General features: G+C 64.5%; 16 protein-coding genes. 11 read left to right on the top strand and 5 right to left on the bottom strand.

Going from position 1 to position 17491, the window contains the following annotated elements:
* Window positions 1-192: 192 nt before the first annotated feature.
* The gene (locus tag AB7532_RS30735; protein ID WP_441238415.1) at window positions 193-1689 is read right to left on the bottom strand and encodes a sigma-54-dependent transcriptional regulator; all 1497 of its coding nucleotides are present in this window, start codon (window positions 1687-1689) and stop codon (window positions 193-195) included.
* A gap of 127 nt (window positions 1690-1816) precedes the next feature.
* On the opposite strand from AB7532_RS30735, the gene AB7532_RS30730 reads away from it, so the two are divergent.
* From AB7532_RS30730 to AB7532_RS30685, 10 genes are all read left to right on the top strand, one after another.
* Window positions 1817-3739 carry a M3 family oligoendopeptidase gene (locus AB7532_RS30730; RefSeq protein WP_441238414.1) on the top strand — a complete coding sequence of 641 codons (1923 nt, stop codon included), beginning with the start codon at window positions 1817-1819 and terminating at the stop codon, window positions 3737-3739.
* A 229-nt stretch (window positions 3740-3968) separates the two neighbouring features.
* Window positions 3969-6938, top strand: a complete 2970-nt coding sequence (locus AB7532_RS30725) for a cell division protein (protein WP_441238413.1) — start codon at window positions 3969-3971, stop codon at window positions 6936-6938.
* 140 nt (window positions 6939-7078) lie between these two features.
* On the top strand, window positions 7079-7231 hold the full coding sequence (locus tag AB7532_RS30720) for an aa3-type cytochrome c oxidase subunit IV (RefSeq protein WP_035998674.1): 153 nt from the start codon (window positions 7079-7081) through the stop codon (window positions 7229-7231).
* A gap of 140 nt (window positions 7232-7371) precedes the next feature.
* On the top strand, window positions 7372-8499 hold the full coding sequence (locus AB7532_RS30715) for a Re/Si-specific NAD(P)(+) transhydrogenase subunit alpha (RefSeq protein WP_441238412.1): 1128 nt from the start codon (window positions 7372-7374) through the stop codon (window positions 8497-8499).
* Between the two features lie 11 nt (window positions 8500-8510).
* Window positions 8511-8828, top strand: coding sequence for a proton-translocating transhydrogenase family protein (locus tag AB7532_RS30710; protein WP_441238411.1), 318 nt, complete (start codon window positions 8511-8513; stop codon window positions 8826-8828).
* 39 nt (window positions 8829-8867) lie between these two features.
* Entirely contained in the window at window positions 8868-10265 is a 1398-nt protein-coding gene (locus AB7532_RS30705; protein WP_441238410.1) for an NAD(P)(+) transhydrogenase (Re/Si-specific) subunit beta, read from the top strand.
* 38 nt (window positions 10266-10303) lie between these two features.
* Complete coding sequence (locus AB7532_RS30700) at window positions 10304-11104, top strand: alpha/beta hydrolase (protein ID WP_441238409.1); 801 nt, start codon at window positions 10304-10306, stop codon at window positions 11102-11104.
* Between the two features lie 61 nt (window positions 11105-11165).
* A complete protein-coding gene (locus tag AB7532_RS30695; protein WP_441238408.1) occupies window positions 11166-12263 on the top strand; it encodes a calcium:proton antiporter in 1098 nt (365 codons plus the stop codon).
* Window positions 12264-12301: 38 nt separating this feature from the next.
* Window positions 12302-12586: a cupin domain-containing protein gene (locus AB7532_RS30690; RefSeq protein ID WP_441238407.1), complete on the top strand. Its 285-nt coding sequence runs from the start codon at window positions 12302-12304 to the stop codon at window positions 12584-12586.
* Between the two features lie 95 nt (window positions 12587-12681).
* Window positions 12682-13611 (top strand): hypothetical protein, encoded by a 930-nt coding sequence (locus AB7532_RS30685; RefSeq protein WP_441238406.1) that lies wholly within the window; start codon window positions 12682-12684, stop codon window positions 13609-13611.
* 27 nt (window positions 13612-13638) lie between these two features.
* Here AB7532_RS30685 and AB7532_RS30680 read toward each other — a convergent pair whose 3' ends face one another.
* Both AB7532_RS30680 and rpsU read right to left on the bottom strand, forming a co-directional pair.
* Window positions 13639-14292 carry a tetratricopeptide repeat protein gene (locus AB7532_RS30680; protein ID WP_441238405.1) on the bottom strand — a complete coding sequence of 218 codons (654 nt, stop codon included), beginning with the start codon at window positions 14290-14292 and terminating at the stop codon, window positions 13639-13641.
* 224 nt (window positions 14293-14516) lie between these two features.
* Window positions 14517-14822: a 30S ribosomal protein S21 gene (rpsU, locus tag AB7532_RS30675; RefSeq protein WP_441238404.1), complete on the bottom strand. Its 306-nt coding sequence runs from the start codon at window positions 14820-14822 to the stop codon at window positions 14517-14519.
* Between the two features lie 260 nt (window positions 14823-15082).
* On the opposite strand from rpsU, the gene aqpZ reads away from it, so the two are divergent.
* A complete protein-coding gene (gene aqpZ, locus AB7532_RS30670; protein ID WP_441238403.1) occupies window positions 15083-15805 on the top strand; it encodes an aquaporin Z in 723 nt (240 codons plus the stop codon).
* Window positions 15806-15841: 36 nt separating this feature from the next.
* On the opposite strand, the gene AB7532_RS30665 is transcribed toward aqpZ, so the two are convergent.
* Together AB7532_RS30665 and purE are read right to left on the bottom strand one after the other, a co-directional pair.
* A complete protein-coding gene (locus AB7532_RS30665; protein WP_441238402.1) occupies window positions 15842-16948 on the bottom strand; it encodes a 5-(carboxyamino)imidazole ribonucleotide synthase in 1107 nt (368 codons plus the stop codon).
* Window positions 16945-17433 (bottom strand): 5-(carboxyamino)imidazole ribonucleotide mutase, encoded by a 489-nt coding sequence (gene purE / locus AB7532_RS30660; protein WP_441238401.1) that lies wholly within the window; start codon window positions 17431-17433, stop codon window positions 16945-16947. The genes AB7532_RS30665 and purE overlap by 4 nt, the downstream gene beginning before the upstream one ends.
* Between the last annotated feature and the right edge of the window lie 58 nt (window positions 17434-17491).

Genomic DNA, 17491 nt, shown 5'->3' with positions numbered 1-17491 from the left:
CGCTACCCGGGACAACTCACGACAAACTGACTTCAAGGAAGGCTGTTTGCAACGGATTGTGCGGCTCTGACAGGCGCTTTTCCCTGTGTCTGTCACTTCCAAGTCACGGTTCAGGTCGCCGCCGAATTTTGCCGTAATTCAACGGGTTACGGCTTCATCGCAAGCTCGGGCGAACATCCGTTCGCATGAGGCTCAATGCGTCTCCTCGCCGCTTTTGCCGCCATGTCCGGGAACCCCGGCCTCGTCGAGTTTGCGGTAGAGGGTGGAGCGGCCGATTTTGAGGCGGCGGGCAACCTCGGACATCTGTCCGCGGTAGTGCGAGATGGCGAAACGGATGATCTCGTTCTCCATGTCCTCCAGAGGGCGGACGTCGCCGGTCGGGGTCAGCATGGACAGCGATCCCGCCTGGGGGAGGGGCGCGATGGGTATTTCATTACCCGATACCACCGATGGCACCGCGATCGGCTCGATCATCAGCGGCGCGGTCGGAATCTCCGTCGCATGATGCGGCTGCGAGGTGAGCAGGGGGAAGTCGGCGAGGCCAAGCTGGTCGCCCTCACTCATCACCACCGCGCGGTAGACCGCATTTTCGAGCTGGCGGATGTTGCCGGGCCAGTCGAGCTGGGCGAGGTACGCCACCGCTTCGCCGCTGATGCCGGTGATGGTTCGGTTCTCCTCGGCGGCAAAGCGCGCCAGGAAATGCCGGAGCAGATGCGGGATATCCTCGCGCCGGGCGCGCAGCGACGGGATCGTCAGCGGCAGCACGTGCAGGCGGTAGAACAGGTCTTCGCGGAAATGGCCCTGCTTCACCCGCTCCAGCAGCCTGCGATTGGTTGCGGAGACGATGCGGACGTCGACCTTCAACGGCTTCCGCCCGCCGACCGCTTCGACCGCGCCTTCCTGAAGCGCGCGCAGCAGCTTGACCTGGGCGGTCAGCGGCAGCTCGCTGACCTCGTCCAGGAACAGCGTGCCGCCATGGGCCTCGACGAACTTGCCGGTGTGGCGTTCGGTGGCGCCGGTGAAGGCGCCCTTCTCGTGGCCGAACAGGATGGACTCGACGAGATTGTCGGGGATCGCGCCGCAATTGACCGCGACGAACGGCTTTGCCTTGCGCTCGCCGCTGCCATGGATGGCGCGCGCGAACATCTCCTTGCCGACGCCGGACTCGCCCTCGATCAGCACGGGGATCGACGAGCCCGCCGCCTTCTGCGCGGTGCGCATCACGCCCGCCATGGCTTCGGCGCGCGTGACGATGTCGGAGAAGCTCAGCCGGCCCTCGCGGCTGTGACGGATGCGCTGCAATTCGCCTTTGAGTGCGGACGCGTTGAGCGCGTTGCGGAGGGAAACCTGAATGCGCTCCATGCCGACCGGCTTGACGACGAAGTCGGCTGCGCCCGCGCGCATCGCGGAGACGACGTTGTCGATGCCGCCATGGGCGGTCTGCACGACGACGGGCACGGTCAGGCCGGCGTCGCGGATCTTCGCCAGCACGCCCATGCCGTCGAGGCCGGGCATCACGAGATCGAGGATGACGGCGTCGATGGCCGGTGCATCGGGGGCGGTGAGGGCGGCGATCGCGGCGTCGCCGGAGTCCACGACGACCGTCTCATAGCCGCATTTCTGCACCATGTTCTCGACCAGCCGGCGGGCTACAGCGTCGTCGTCGGCGATCAAAATACAGGCAGCCATGGTGTTCCCCGCACGCTACTACTATCTGTCTCGAATCGGGGCACTCTGGCCGAAGCCGATTAACGCACTCTTAAACCTTGATGCCCCCGCCCGCCGTCGCGATTGTTGAACACAGGTTTCCCACACAATGAATTCGCGCTCCAAGTCTGCACTTAACAAGTCTGCACTCAAGAAGACTGCTCTCCGCAAGCCCGCGACCAACAAATCGGCTGCCAAAAAATCTGCCGCCAGGAAATCTGTCGTCAAGGCGAAGTCCTCCAAGCCTGCGAGCAAGACCGGAAAGCTTCCAGAGTGGAACCTCGCCGACCTCTATTCCGGGATCGATGCGCCGGACGTGGCGCGCGATCTCGACAAGATGGATGCCGATTGCGTCGCGTTCGAGACCGACTACAAGGGCAAGCTCGCGACAGGAACAGCAAACGAAGATGGCGGAAAATGGCTCGCGGGAGCCGTGCGACGCTATGAGGCGATCGACGATCTGGCCGGCCGTCTCGGCTCCTATGCCGGTCTGGTTCACGCCGGCGACAGCGTTGACCCCAAGATTTCAAAGTTTTACGGCGATGTCAGCGAGCGGCTGACGGCTGCGTCCACGCATCTCCTGTTCTTTGCGCTCGAACTGAATCGCGTCGATGACGATATTTTGAACCGCGCGATGCAAGTCGCCGAGCTGGCGCACTACCGTCCCTGGATCGAGGACCTGCGCAAGGAGAAGCCCTATCAGCTCGACGACAAGCTCGAGCAGCTGTTCCTGGAGAAGTCGCAGACCGGCTATTCCGCCTTCAACCGGCTGTTCGACCAGACTATCTCCGGCCTGCGCTTCAAGGTCGGAGCGAAAGAGCTCGCGATCGAGCCGACGCTCAATTTGATGCAGGACCGCGACGGCGCCAAGCGCAAGGCCGCCGCGGAAGCGCTGGCGAAAACCTTCAAGGCCAATGAGCGCACCTTTGCGCTGATCACCAACACGCTGGCCAAGGACAAGGACATCTCGGACAATTGGCGCGGCTTCAAGGACGTCGCGGATTCCCGGCATCTGAGCAACCGCGTCGAGCGCGAGGTGGTGGATGCGCTGGTCGCCTCCGTGCGCGCGGCCTATCCAAAGCTGTCGCATCGCTATTACGCGCTGAAGGCGAAGTGGTTCGGCAAGAAGCGGCTGGCTTATTGGGACCGCAATGCGCCGCTGCCCTTTGCCGCGACCGACGTGATCGGCTGGCCCGATGCACGCAACATGGTGCTGACGGCCTATCGCGGTTTCTCGCCCGACATGGCCGATATCGCCGAGCGTTTCTTTACCGACCGCTGGATCGACGCGCCGGTGCGTCCGGGCAAGGCGCCGGGCGCGTTCTCGCATCCGACCACGCCGTCGGCGCACCCCTATGTGCTGATGAACTACCAGGGCAAGCCGCGCGACGTGATGACGCTCGCGCATGAGCTCGGCCATGGCGTGCACCAGGTGCTGGCCGCCAAGAACGGCGCGCTGATGGCGCCGACGCCGCTCACGCTCGCCGAGACCGCAAGCGTGTTCGGCGAGATGCTGACGTTCAGGCGGCTGCTGGCGCAGACCAAAAACGCAAAGCAGCACCAGGCGCTGCTTGCGGGCAAGGTCGAGGACATGATCAACACGGTGGTGCGGCAGATCGCGTTCTATTCGTTCGAGCGCGCGGTGCACACCGAGCGCAAGAATGGCGAGCTCACCGCGACGCGGCTCGGCGAGATCTGGCTGTCGGTGCAGGGCGAGAGCCTCGGGCCGGCGATCGAGATCAAGGCGGGCTACGAGAACTACTGGATGTACATCCCGCATTTCATCCATTCGCCGTTCTACGTCTACGCTTACGCGTTCGGCGATTGTCTCGTGAACTCGCTCTATGCCGTCTACGAGAATGCGGCCGAGGGCTTTGCCGAGCGCTATCTCGACATGCTCGCCGCCGGCGGCACCAAGCATTATTCCGAGCTGCTGCGGCCGTTCGGGCTCGATGCCAAGGATCCCAAATTCTGGGACGGCGGTCTCTCGGTCATCGCCGGCATGATCGACGAGCTCGAGGCGATGGGCTGAGGCGACGGGCCGCGCCACCTCTCAGGCGTGGCTGCAATACATTTTGCGATGCGGCGCGCCGGCGCGGGTTCCCGTCGGCGCATCGTTATCTGATCGTGAAACGGGGGTGCGCGCCTGCGATGTGGGATTGAATGTTTGCATCCCCCGCGATACCAATCCTCATAAGGCTATTTTTTATTCATTCTACGGCGATTGATTTTCGGTGCTCCGCCGTCCTGGGGAGGCACGCTTGCTTGATCAGGTCCAGCCTACGCCGCCCGTCGAAGCCCGGACGCCCCGGCCTGTCGACGAGATGCCCTGGTGCGAGAAGCATCACCAGATCGTCCGCGACGAAATCGAAGCGATCAACACGAGGCGCGAGGAGACGCGCCAGATTCCCACGGATGATCTGCAATCCTGCCAGATGCTCGACGTCACCGGGCTGGCTTTGTCCGGCGGCGGCATTCGCTCGTCGGCGCTTTGTCTTGGCGTCCTCCAGGCGCTGAATCACCATAATCTGTTCCGGCGGATCGACTATCTCTCGACCGTCTCCGGCGGCGGCTATATCGGGACGTCGCTGAGCGCGACCATGACGGTCACACAGCGCTTCGTCTTCGGAGAGAGGCCTTCGGGCGGCACCGTGACCGCGAACGAGATCAGCGACACGCCGTCGGTCGGGCATATCAGGAATTATTCCAACTATCTGATCCCCGCCGGCTTCCGGGATCTCCTGACCGGAATTGCGATCGTGGTGCGCGGGCTGATCGCCAATATCGGCCTGACGCTCCCGGTCGTGTTGCTGCTCGCGGCCGTGACGATCTGGTCGACGCCGCTGCGCAGCTGCCTCACCGTCGCGAATTTCTTCGGTGTCGACCTTGCCGACGGCGCATCGACGCAGTGCGAGCTTCACCATTTCGGCTGGATCGCGGACCGCTACGGCTTCGCGGCGATCGGCGCGATCGTCACGGCGGTCCTGCTTGTCTGCGGCGGCATCGCCTACTGGCTCTCCCGCGCGGAACGGGGCATTGGCCCGGCCATCTTCTTCATCTATGCCGCGGCTATCGCCTTTCTGCTCGGCATCGCGTGCGACTTCGCGCGTATCCTTCAGATCAAGAATTTCGCGCTGACGCTGGCAACGGCGATCATCGGCGTCGGCCTGTTCTTCGGCTGGGCGCTGAAGCAGTCGTTTGCGAGTCCCGAGAAGCGCCAGGAATTTCGCTCGCACTGGCCGACCGCCGGCGCGACTTTCCTGGTGCTGCTCGCTTCGATTGCGTTCTTCGAGTTTCAGCCCTTCATGCTGTTGCAGATGTTCGACGTCGTCGACAGCAATGCGCTCGGCGGGCCGGTCGGAGGCGTCGCCGTCACCTGGATCAAGTCGCTTGCCGCGATCGCAGCGCCGGTCGGCGTCGTCGTCACGGCTTTCAGGCAGCAATTCGCCGAATTCCTGAAGGGCAACGGAGCATCCTCTCAATGGGGGGCAATGGCGCTCGCGATCATTGCCAAGGTCGCGCTGTGGATCGCCGGGCTCGCGCTGCCGCTGATCATCTGGGTCGCCTTTCTCTATTTGTCCTATTGGGGCATCGCCAACGATCCGCTCGAAAAATGCCAGGCACCTCTGACCGTCCTTGCGCAGAGGGATTGCCTTGCCGCCACCAAATCGAGTGCGCCGGCCACGGGAAACCTGTCGGGCAAGATCGCATTTGACGCGGGTGCCGGCACCTTCTCGGCCGAGATCGCGCCGCAGCCGGCGGCGAAGGCGGCAACGACGGACTGGCTGACGCCGGTCTCTCACGTTCCGGCCTGGCTCAGATTTGCCGCGAACAACGTGGCGGGACAATTCCACTGGCTGGACCTGGGCTCCGGCTACGCGCACAGCTTGCCCGTGGTGATCCTCTACGCGCTCGTCGGCCTGCTGCTGTTTGCGGTCTCCTGGTCGCTGACGCCCAACGCGAATTCGCTTCACCGCCTGTACCGCGACCGGTTGAGCAAGGCTTTTCTGTTCGACCCGGGCCGTTCGGCAGACGGGAATATCGCGCGCGCTGAAGCAAGCCTCGACCAGGGGCGCGATTTCAAGCCGCTCGATCGGATGAAGCTGAGCGAACTCTATGCGGTTGCGAGCGACGACGTTGCCGCGAATGATCGGGCCGCCGCGCCGACGCTGCGCGCGCCCTATCATCTCATCAATACGGCGCTCAACATTCAGGGGTCGGACTTCGCCAACCGGCGCGGCCGCAATGCGGACTTCTTTGTTTTCTCGCCGCTCTATGTCGGCAGCGAGGCGACGCGCTACGCGAGCACGCCGGCCGTCGAGCGCCTGGAGCAAAGCCTCGACCTCGCCACCGCCATGGCGATCTCGGGGGCGGCGGCGTCGTCGAACATGGGATCGAACTCGATCAAGGCGCTGACGCCGACGCTCGCGTTGTTGAACGTGCGGCTCGGCTACTGGCTGAGCAATCCGCGCTATGTCGAGGCCGCGACCAGGCCGCAGCGCCGTTCCACGCCGCTGTTCCTGTGGTCGGAAATCTCGGGCCGTCTCTACGAGAACAGCGACGGCGTCTATCTCACCGACGGCGGGCACATCGAGAATCTCGGCGTGTACGAGCTATTGCGCCGGCGTTGCAAAGTGATCATTGCGGTCGATGCGGAAGCCGACGCGCCGATGAATTTCTCATCGCTGATGAAGCTCCAGCGCTATGCCCGCATCGACCTCGGCGTCCGGATCGATCTGCCCTGGACGCCGATCCGCGACCGCACGCGCGCCATCATGGCCGAGAATGCCGACAAGAGCTCCGTCCAGGCATCCCCCGATACCTCGGACGATGCTCCGAAGAGCCATGTTCACGTCGCGATCGGTACCATCGACTATGGCGCCGGCGACACCGGCTATCTCGTCTACATCAAGTCCTCGCTCACCAGCGACGAGAACGACTACATCCGCGACTACGCGCGGCGAAACGCCACTTTCCCGCACGAAACCACGGGCGACCAGTTCTTCTCCGAGGAGCAGTTCGAGGTCTACCGCGCGCTGGGCTTCCACATGGCGCACGGCTTCCTGTCCGGCGACAATCCGGTGGCGGTCGGTCCCGGCACGGCGCCGCGCATGGCCCGATTCACCGAAGCCGGCGAGCCGGCGATCGACGCGGTCCGCCGCGCCCTCGGGTGGCCGGCACCCGAGCGCCGCACCGCGAGCGTCACCGTGACGACGATCGATCAGGGCTGATCTGCGCGCGAGCCGGATTCCCGGCAATCGGAATTCCAAATCAGGCGATTTGCGGGAAAACTGCGCATCCGTGCCGTTGCCCTGCCCGAAGGTTTCGGGTATCCCAGCCCGAGAATTCGACTTTCGACTGGGGACAATCCATGGCTGACCATAGCGAAGTGGCGTACACCACCGCCGACGGCAACGACTACGTCGCCCACGAGCAGACCTATGAGGGCTTCATCAAGCTGGTGAAGTACGGCACGGTCTCGGTCGCGCTCATCGTGATCCTGATGGCGGTCTTCCTGACCTGATCCATCGCCGGTTGCATCCGCCAACGTCGGCGGCTGCTCATAAAATTTGCATACAAGCCGGTTCCAAAACCGGTATCCAAACGTTGCGGGAGTAACGCTAAGTTCGCGTGCGCGTTTTTGTCCGCGTCGCCGGAGGGCCTATGAAGATCGCCGTTGCCAAGGAAATCGATCCGTCGGAGCCGCGTGTTGCCGCTTCGCCTGATACGGTGAAGAAGTTCAAGGCGCTGGGCGCCGAGATCGCCGTCGAGCCGGGCGCCGGCCTCAAATCGGGCCTGCCGGATTCCGAATTCACCGCCGTGGGCGCCACCGTCAGCGCCGATGCGTTGAAGGACGCCGACATCATCATCAAGGTGAAGCGTCCCGAGGCCTCCGAGCTCACGCAGTACAAGCGCGGCGCGCTCGTCATCGCCATCATGGACCCCTATGGCAACGAGGCGGCGCTGAAAACGATCGCCGATGCCGGCGTCTCCGCCTTCGCGATGGAGCTGATGCCGCGCATCACGCGCGCGCAGGTGATGGACGTGCTGTCCTCGCAGGCCAACCTTGCCGGTTACCGCGCCGTGATCGAGGGCGCCGAGGCCTTCGGCCGCGCCTTCCCGATGATGATGACCGCGGCCGGCACGGTGCCTGCCGCCAAGGTATTCGTGATGGGCGTCGGCGTCGCCGGCCTCCAGGCAATCGCGACCGCGCGCCGCCTCGGCGCCGTCGTCACCGCGACCGACGTGCGGCCCGCGACCAAGGAGCAGGTCGAATCGCTCGGCGCGAAATTCCTCGCCGTCGAGGACGAGGAGTTCAAGAACGCGCAGACCGCCGGCGGCTACGCCAAGGAAATGTCCAAGGAGTACCAGGCCAAGCAGGCCGCGCTCACCGCCGAGCACATCAAGAAGCAGGACATCGTCATCACCACCGCGCTGATTCCGGGCCGGCCCGCGCCGAAGCTGGTCTCGGGCGAGATGGTCCGGTCGATGAAGCCCGGTTCGGTGCTGGTCGATCTGGCCGTCGAGCGCGGCGGCAATGTCGAGGGCGCGAAGCCAGGCGAGGTCGTCGACCTCGATGGCATCAAGATCGTCGGCTACACCAATGTTGCCGGCCGCGTCGCAGCCTCGGCCTCCAGCCTCTACGCCCGCAACCTGTTCAACTTCATCGAGACCATGGTCGACAAGACCAGCAAGGCGCTCGCCGTGAACTGGGACGACGAGCTCGTCAAGGCGACCGCCCTGACCAGGGACGGCGCCGTGATCCACCCGAACTTCCAGCCGAAGGTTTAAGGAGAGCCGCCATGGAGCATGCTGCACAGGTCGTCGACCCCTTCATCTTCCGGCTGTCGATCTTCGTCCTCGCCGTCTTCGTCGGCTATTTCGTGGTGTGGTCGGTGACGCCGGCCCTGCACACGCCGCTGATGAGCGTGACCAACGCGATTTCCTCGGTGATCGTGGTCGGCGCGTTGCTGGCCGGTGGCGTCGCGAACGTGTCGAGCGGCTCGGGCTGGGCCCGCGCCTTCGGCTTCGTCGCGCTGATCTTCGCCTGCGTGAACATTTTTGGCGGCTTCCTTGTCACCCAGCGCATGCTGGCGATGTACAAGAAGAAGGCGAAGTAAGCGGCCAACTCGGGCTGAAGGGATCAATGGGGACCTGAGATGAGCGCCAACCTCTCTGCATTTTTGTATCTCGTGGCGGGAGTGCTGTTCATCCTGTCGCTGCGCGGGCTGTCGAGCCCGGCTTCGTCGCGCCAGGGCAATCTGTTCGGCATGATCGGCATGGCGATCGCTGTCGCCACCACGCTTGCCAGTCATCCTCCGGCAGACGGCCTCGCCTGGGTGCTTGTCATCGTCGGCATCGCCATCGGTGGCGGCATCGGTGCGGTGATCGCCCGCCGCGTGCCGATGACCTCGATGCCGGAACTGGTCGCCGCCTTCCACTCGCTGGTCGGCATGGCCGCGGTGCTGGTCGCCGCCGGTGCGTTCTACGCGCCTGAAGCCTTCGATATCGGTACCCCCGGCAACATCCATCCGCAGAGCCTGGTCGAAATGTCGCTCGGCGTCGCCATCGGCGCGCTGACCTTCACCGGCTCGGTGATCGCGTTCCTGAAGCTGTCCGCGCGGATGAGCGGTGCGCCGATCATCCTGCCGTTCCGCCACATCATCAACATCGCGATCGCGGTCGCGCTGGTGTTCTTCATCGTCCGTCTGGTCCTCACCGGCGGCGTGCTCGACTTCTGGCTGATCGTCATCCTCGCGCTTGCGCTCGGCGTGCTCATGATCATCCCGATCGGCGGCGCCGACATGCCGGTCGTGATCTCGATGCTGAACTCCTACTCCGGCTGGGCCGCGGCCGGCATCGGCTTCACGCTCGGCAATTCCGCGCTGATCATCACCGGCGCGCTGGTGGGCTCGTCGGGCGCGATCCTGTCCTACATCATGTGCCACGCGATGAACCGGTCCTTCATCTCGGTCATCCTCGGCGGCTTCGGCGGCGAGACCGCGGCAGCCGGCGGCAGCACGGGCGAACAGAAGCCCGCCAAGCTCGGCTCGGCCGACGACGCGGCCTTCATCATGAAGAACGCCCAGAAGGTCATCATCGTGCCCGGCTACGGCATGGCGGTGGCGCAGGCCCAGCACGCGCTGCGCGAAATGGGCGACATCCTGAAGAAGGAAGGCGTCGAGGTGAAATACGCCATTCACCCGGTCGCCGGCCGCATGCCCGGCCACATGAACGTGCTGCTGGCCGAGGCCAACGTGCCCTATGACGAGGTGTTCGAGCTCGAGGACATCAACTCCGAATTCGCGCAGGCCGACATCGCCTTCGTGATCGGCGCCAACGACGTCACCAACCCGGCTGCCGAAGAGGACAAGACCTCGCCGATCTACGGCATGCCCGTGCTCCAGGTCTGGAAGGCCGGCACCGTGATGTTCATCAAGCGCTCGCTCGCGTCCGGTTATGCCGGCATCGACAATCCGTTGTTCTATCGCGACAACACCATGATGTTGCTCGGCGACGCCAAGAAGGTCACCGAGAACATCGTCAAGGCGATGTAACGCGGCCCCGCAAGGCCTGGATCAGAGCCGGCACAACGATGACATTCCTGAAATGGATCGCCATCGTCGTTGCCGCCTTCTATCTCGCTGGTCTCGTCCTGCTCTATGTGAAGCAGCGCGCCATGCTGTTTCCGATCCCGACCGTCGAGCGCACTGCGCCCGCCGCCGCGGGACTTCCGCAGGCTGAGGAACATGTCCTCACTACATCGGATGGCGAGAAGGTCATCGTCTGGCACGTGCCGCCAAAGCCCGGCCGTGCCGTCATCCTGTTCTTCCACGGCAATGGCGATTCTCTCGCCGGCCTCGCCGGCCGCTTCAGGGACATCACGGCTGACGGCACCGGCCTCGTCGCGCTGTCCTATCGCGGTTATGCGGGCTCCAGCGGTGCGCCAAGCGAAGACGGCCTGCTGCGGGATGGAGCGGCCGCGTATTCGTTCGCGACCGCGCGCTATGATCCTCAGCGGATCGCTGTATGGGGCTTCTCGCTCGGCACCGGCGTTGCGGTTGCGATTGCGTCCGAACATCCGGTCGGGAAGCTGATCCTCGAGGCGCCCTATACGTCGATCGCCGATGTCGCAGCATCGCATTTCCGCTTCGTTCCGGTCCGCCTCCTGATCCGCGACCCGTTCCACTCCGATGGGCGCATCGCGCGCGTCACGGCACCGCTCCTGATCGTCCACGGCGCGCAGGACCAGACCATCCCGATTGCATTCGGCGAGAAGCTGTTTGCGCTGGCCCGCGAGCCCAAGCGGTTCGTTCGCATCCCCGACGGCGGACATGACGATCTCGGTCATTTTGGCATTGCCGAGACCGCGCGGGCCTTCATCAACGGGTCCTGAGGGCTGACGGGCGCGATCTTCTCGCGCATAATCGGTCCGTCACTTGAAGGAATCGCCTGAAATGAGCGCACACGGATCGATGCCGCGGTCGTCCTGGATCTTTCCCGCTCTGGCGGTGCTGCTGTTCCTGATCGTGACCGCGACCGGCTACGGCTTCGAGATGTCGGCCGGAGGCGGGCTGTTCGCGGTCGTCCTGCTGGTGATCCTGTTCGGAACCGTGTTTGCGGCCGTTCACCATTCGGAGGTGATCGCGGAGCGCATCGGCGAGCCCTACGGCACGCTGGTGCTGACGCTGGCAGTCACCATCATCGAGGTCGCGCTGATCACCACGATCATGCTGGGCGACAAGCCGGCGCCGGAGCTCGCGCGCGACACCGTGTTCGCCGTCGTCATGATCGTCTGCAACGGCCTGGTCGGCATTTGCGTGTTCATCGGCGGCATGCGCTACCGCGAGCAGGGCTTTCAGGTCTCGGGCGCCAACGTCTATCTCAGCGTCCTGATTGCAATGGCAACGATCACGCTGATCATGCCCAATTACACGCTGACGACGCCGGGCCCGATCTATTCGACGATCCAGCTCGGCTTCGTCGATCTCGCAACCATCGTGCTCTATGGCGTGTTCCTCTACACCCAGACCGTCCTGCACAAGGACTACTTCGTCCACGAGCGGGGGGACGGCGAGGGCGGAGAGGCTCATTCGTCGGGCAGGATGCTGGTGCTCAGCACCGTGCTGCTGCTGATCTCGCTGCTGGCCGTGGTTCTCCTGGCCAAGAAGTTCTCGCTGGTGGTGGACGCCGTCGCCGTCCGGATCGGTGCCCCGCCGGCCTTCGCCGGCCTCCTGGTCGCGCTGCTGATCCTGATGCCGGAGGGCGTCTCCGCGATTGCCGCTGCGCGCAAGAACGACCTCCAGAAGAGCATCAACCTGGCGCTCGGTTCCTCGCTCGCAACGATCGGGCTGACCATTCCGGCGGTCGGTCTGGCCACCTATGTGCTCGACCAGCCGCTGGTGCTGGGCCTGAACCCGGCCAATACCGCGCTCCTGTTCCTGACATTCTTGCTGAGCATGCTGACCTTCGGCACAGGCAGGACCAATGTCCTGTTCGGGCTGGTCCATATGGTGGTATTTGCCGTCTATGTGTTCATGGTTTTCGTGCCCTGAAGCGCCCGCGCTTCAGGTTGTTGTTTGGAGAAGTTCCGATGCTTGCCGCCAAATCCGAGGTCCAGGTCGACAACGCGCAGGTCCGGGTGACCGAATGGCGGCTCGCCCCGGGCAGCGCGACCGGGCATCACACTCACGGGATGGACTATGTCATCGTTCCCGTCGTCGCCGGGGAAATGACCATCGTGGCGCCTGGCGGCGAGCGGTCCAAGGCGCAGCTTGCGGCCGGAAAATCTTACTTCCGCAAGGCTGGCGTCCAACATGACGTACTTAACGAAACCTCAACCGAGATCGTGTTCCTTGAGGTCGAGCTGAAGCCGTAAGGCCTGGCGTTACCGTTTGCCATCGATCCGTCGCAGTTGATCCCTTACAATGCCCCAAAGTTCCCGCATCTGATCGCGCGGGGAGTGGCCGAGAAATGCTGAAATACCTCGCTAAAATCTCGATGGATATTTTACCCTCGGTGCTCGCAACGATCATCGGGGCGTACATCGTCAATCACTACATCAACGCCAAGCCGGCGGTGGATACCCCCGCGGCTGTCGTTGCGCCCGCCGAGGCCGGTAAGGACGGCAAGCCGACCGACACCGCCAATCTTCCTGCGCCCGGCGTCAAGGCCAAGGGCGTTGCCGAGAAGAACGTTTCCGAAAAGGGCGTGGACAAGGTGACGGCTGAAAAGCCGGCCGATCATCAGCCGGCCGCCGAGACCAAGGCCGCAGACGTCGCTCCCGCCGAGACTGGCCCGCGCGGCCGCAACTCCGCACGTGAGAAGACGGCCGCCAAGTCCAATCCGCCTGTCACGGCTCCCACCGCCGCCCCGGTGGTGGAGGCCAATTCGGCGCCGGCTGCCACCCCCGACGCCAACGATCTCGCGCGCGCCGCCATCGAGCGCCTGCGCAAATCGCCTGAGGGCAAAGCCGCCGAGAAGGCTGCCGAGGCCAAATCTCCCGAAACCAAATCGGTCGAGACCAAGCCGGTCGAGCGGACCCCGGAGCCTGTGGTGCGGGAGGCCGCCCGTACCCCGGAGGCCCCGCGTATCATCTCTGCGGAGCCGTCCATGGTCCGCCCGCTGCCGCCGCCGATCACGGTGTCGACGCCTTTGCCCGAGGCCTATGGCAATGGCGGTTCGTCGCCGTCCTACACGTCCTCGGTGGGCAATGACGACCCGAACCGGATGACGCCGCCGGCCGATATCCCGGTCCCGCTGATTGCGCCCCCGCTCGATCTGCGTGCCGATGCCGGCGGGGCCATGCCGCGGCCGAAGAAGACCAATGTGGCCGACGAGATGCTGTCCGGCATGAAGTCGATGTTCCACTCGGTCCTGCCGAAGAGCTCCACCCCCGATTAGACAGGCGGCCTGGCCGGCATGTCAGCGTCAGCCGCCGACGCGGGCGAGGCCGCTGCGGGCGGCGTCGTCACGTGGACGCAGCGCGACCGCCTTGTTGTAGGAGGCCGCCGCCTTGGCCTTCTCGCCCAGCCGCTCATAGGCCTGTCCCCGTGCGGTCCAGACTTGGGCATTGTGCGGATCGGCTTCGGAAGCCTCGTCGAGATCGGCGGCCGCTTCCTTGATCTTGCCGATGGCGAGATAGCTGGTGGCGCGGCCGAGCAGCGGCTCGACCTTTTGCGGATTGAGTCCGTTGGCGGCGCTGAAATCGGCGATGGCGAAGTTGTGCTCGTTGTTGCCCTGGTAGATCAGGGCGCGGCCGTAGAGCGCCTGCGCATTATAGGGATCGAGCGCGACGGCACGGTTGAACTCGTCCAGTGCGCCCGCCGTTTCCCCCGACTTCGCCAGGGTCTGGCCCTTTGCGGTGTGCGCCTGGGCCTCGCTGACACTCGTGGGACTGACGGCGCTGTCGGATGGAGCGGCAGCTGCCTTGGGGGCTTCCTGCGGCTTGTCCTTCTCCGGCATCAGCGAGCCCAGATCGAAGGAGCAGCCGCACAGCGCGATACCCATCAAACCGAGTGCGAACGGCTGCCGCCAGATCCGGCGGAGCCGCGCCAAGCCGCGCTCGGGGAAAGGGGAGGCCATCTACGGTTCGCTCGCGCTAGAGCATGATCCGGAAAAGTGTGCAGCGCTTTTCCGAAAAGATCATGTTCAAACAACAAACCAAAGCGCGACGACGTTTCAACCCAATCTCATCGCGCTTTAGTGCCGCATCTGTAGTGCCCCGTCCCAGAAAAGGCACTGCTACAAAACAATAACGCGGGCCCGGGGCCCGCGTCATCGAAAACTAAAGACTTGGAAAACTCAGATCAACGCGGTCCGCGCGGACCTGCACCGGCACCTGCGCCAGGACCACCACGGCCGCGATCACCGCCCGGACCCGCGCCGAACACCGGCTTCGGCTTCATGGGCAGCAGGCCTTCGCGCTGCAGCTTCTTGCGGGCCAGCTTGCGCGCACGGCGCACGGCTTCGGCCTTTTCGCGGGCCTTCTTCTCGGAGGGCTTCTCGTAGTGACCGCGGAGCTTCATCTCGCGGAAAATGCCTTCGCGCTGCATCTTCTTCTTCAGCGCCTTGAGGGCTTGGTCGACATTGTTATCGCGAACGAGAACCTGCACGCGGCATCCTCTTCAGTGGATCGGATTTGAATTCTGGTAAGTCAAAGGGACGGCAAAAAGCGCAAGCCCTTAACCTTGAGGGCGCGGATGTATCAGACAAAACCGTGGATGTCCACACGCCAGACGGGATTTCGGGCCAAGTTCAGCCATTAAATAAGGCACAAATACCTTTGTACGGCCCCGATTTGGGTGGTTTGGCGCCAAGGTCGGGGCCGTTCCCGGAGTTTTTCCGGACATTCAGGAATCAGGGGAGACGACACATGGATATGAAGAAATACGCGGCCGAGGCCATCGGCACATTCTGGCTCACATTCGCAGGTTGCGGCAGCGCGGTGATCGCGGCCGGCTTTCCGCAGGTCGGGATCGGGCTGGTCGGCGTGTCCCTGGCGTTCGGCCTGAGCGTCGTCACCATGGCCTATGCGATCGGCCACATCTCGGGCTGCCACCTCAACCCGGCCGTCACCGTCGGGCTTGCCGCCGGCGGGCGCTTCCCGGCAGGGCAGATCCTGCCTTACGTGATCGCGCAGGTCTGCGGCGCGATCGTCGCCGCCGAGCTGCTCTATGTGATCGCAAGCGGTGCGCCCGGATTCGACGTCACCAAGGGCTTCGCCTCCAACGGCTATGATGCGCATTCGCCCGGCCAGTACAGCATGATTGTCTGCTTCGTCACCGAGGTGGTGATGACCATGATGTTCCTGTTCGTCATCATGGGCTCGACCCATGGCCGCGCGCCGGCCGGCTTCGCCCCGCTCGCGATCGGGCTTGCACTGGTGATGATCCACCTCGTCAGCATCCCCGTCACCAATACGTCGGTGAACCCGGCGCGCAGCACGGGTCCTGCGCTGTTCGTCGGCGGCTGGGCGCTGTCGCAGCTCTGGCTGTTCTGGGTCGCACCGCTGATCGGCGGCGCGCTGGGCGGGGTGGTTTATCGCTGGCTCAGCGAGGAGCCTTCAGGCGTCGTCGCGGGCGCGAAGACCGCCTAATCGCCAGCCGGGATCGCAGCGTTTGCTGCGGTCCCGCTACTTGACCTTGGTCGGCCTGACCTCGGTGACGTGACCCATCTTGCGGCCGGGGCGCGGTCCGCCCTTGCCGTAGATATGCACCGTCGCGCCCGGGACGGTCAGCCAGTTCGCGTAATCATTGATCTCGTCGCCGATCAGATTGGTCATGGTGACGATTTCGCCGTGGCGCACGGGCTTGCCGAGCGGCCAGCCGGCGATGGCGCGGACGTGCTGCTCGAACTGCGAGACCGAGGCGCCGTCCAGCGTCCAGTGCCCGGAATTATGCACGCGCGGGGCGATCTCGTTGACCAGCACCTTCGGTCCGGTGCCGTTGGCCAGCACGAACATCTCGACGGCAAGCACGCCGACATAATCGAGTGCGCTTGCGATCTTGCCGGCGATGCTGCGCGCTTCCTCGGCGAGTGCGTCAGGAATCTGAGCGGGCGCCCGCGAGATTTTCAGAATGTGGTCGCGGTGCTCGTTCTCGGTGACGTCGAAGCACTCGACCTGGCCTGTAGCCGAGCGTGCGGCGATCACGGAGATCTCGCGCTCGTAGGGGATGAAGGCTTCGAGGATTGCCGATTTGGTGGCGAGGCTGGTCCAGACCTTGGCGATATCGTCGCCCTCGCGGATGATGGCCTGGCCCTTGCCGTCGTAGCCGAAGCGGCGGGTCTTCAGCACGGCCGGAAAGCCGATCCTGGCGATGGCCTCACGCAGCGAAGCCACGGAGGTGACGTCGGCATAGGCTGCGGTGCCGATGCCGAGCCTTGTGACAAAATCCTTTTCCGCGAGCCGGTCCTGGGTGGTCTCGAGGATCTTGCGGTTGGGCAGCACCGGGCGGCGCGCATCGAGTACCATCGCGGCCGCGGACGGCACGTTCTCGAATTCATAGGTGATGACGTCGACGTCGTTGGCGAACAGCTCGAGCGCTTCGACATCGGCATATTCGGCGCAGGTCGCGTTCAGCACGACGTCGAAGGCCGGCGAGTCCGGATCGGGCGAGAACACCTGGCAGCGCAGGCCGAGCCGCGCCGCAGCCATGGCCAGCATCCGCCCGAGTTGTCCGCCGCCGAGGATTCCAATGGTGTCGCCGGGCTTCAGCGTCACCTGCTTTGCGTCAGTCACGCCTTGTCCTCCGGGCGTTCGGCAACCGCCTCGGTCTGCGCCTTGCGCCAGGCGGCGAGGCGATCGGCCAGCGCCGGATCGGCCAGGGCCAATACGGCGGCCGCCAGCAGCGCGGCATTGATCGCGCCGGCCTTGCCGATGGCGAGGGTGCCGACCGGGATGCCTGCGGGCATCTGCACGATCGAATAGAGCGAATCGATGCCCTTGAGCGTCCTGGATTCGACGGGAACGCCGAACACCGGTAGTTCCGTCAGCGCCGCCGCCATGCCGGGTAGATGGGCCGCACCGCCGGCACCGGCGATGATGACCTTGAAACCTGCGGCCTTGGCGCCCTTGGCGAAGGCAAACAGCCGGTCGGGGGTGCGGTGGGCCGAAACGATGCGGGTGTCGGCGGTGACGCCAAGCGCTGCAAGCGTGTCGGCGGCGTGCCGCATCGTCTCCCAGTCAGACTGGCTTCCCATGATGATGGCGATCGGCGCGGTCATGACGTCAATTGTGCTCGGAAAACAGAAAGATAGGCCAGATTAACGGTTCCGGCCGGTG

The sequence above is a fragment of the Bradyrhizobium sp. 930_D9_N1_4 genome (assembly GCF_052076015.1).
Taxonomy (GTDB): domain Bacteria; phylum Pseudomonadota; class Alphaproteobacteria; order Rhizobiales; family Xanthobacteraceae; genus Bradyrhizobium.
This window is presented reverse-complemented; position numbering and strand designations above follow the sequence as displayed.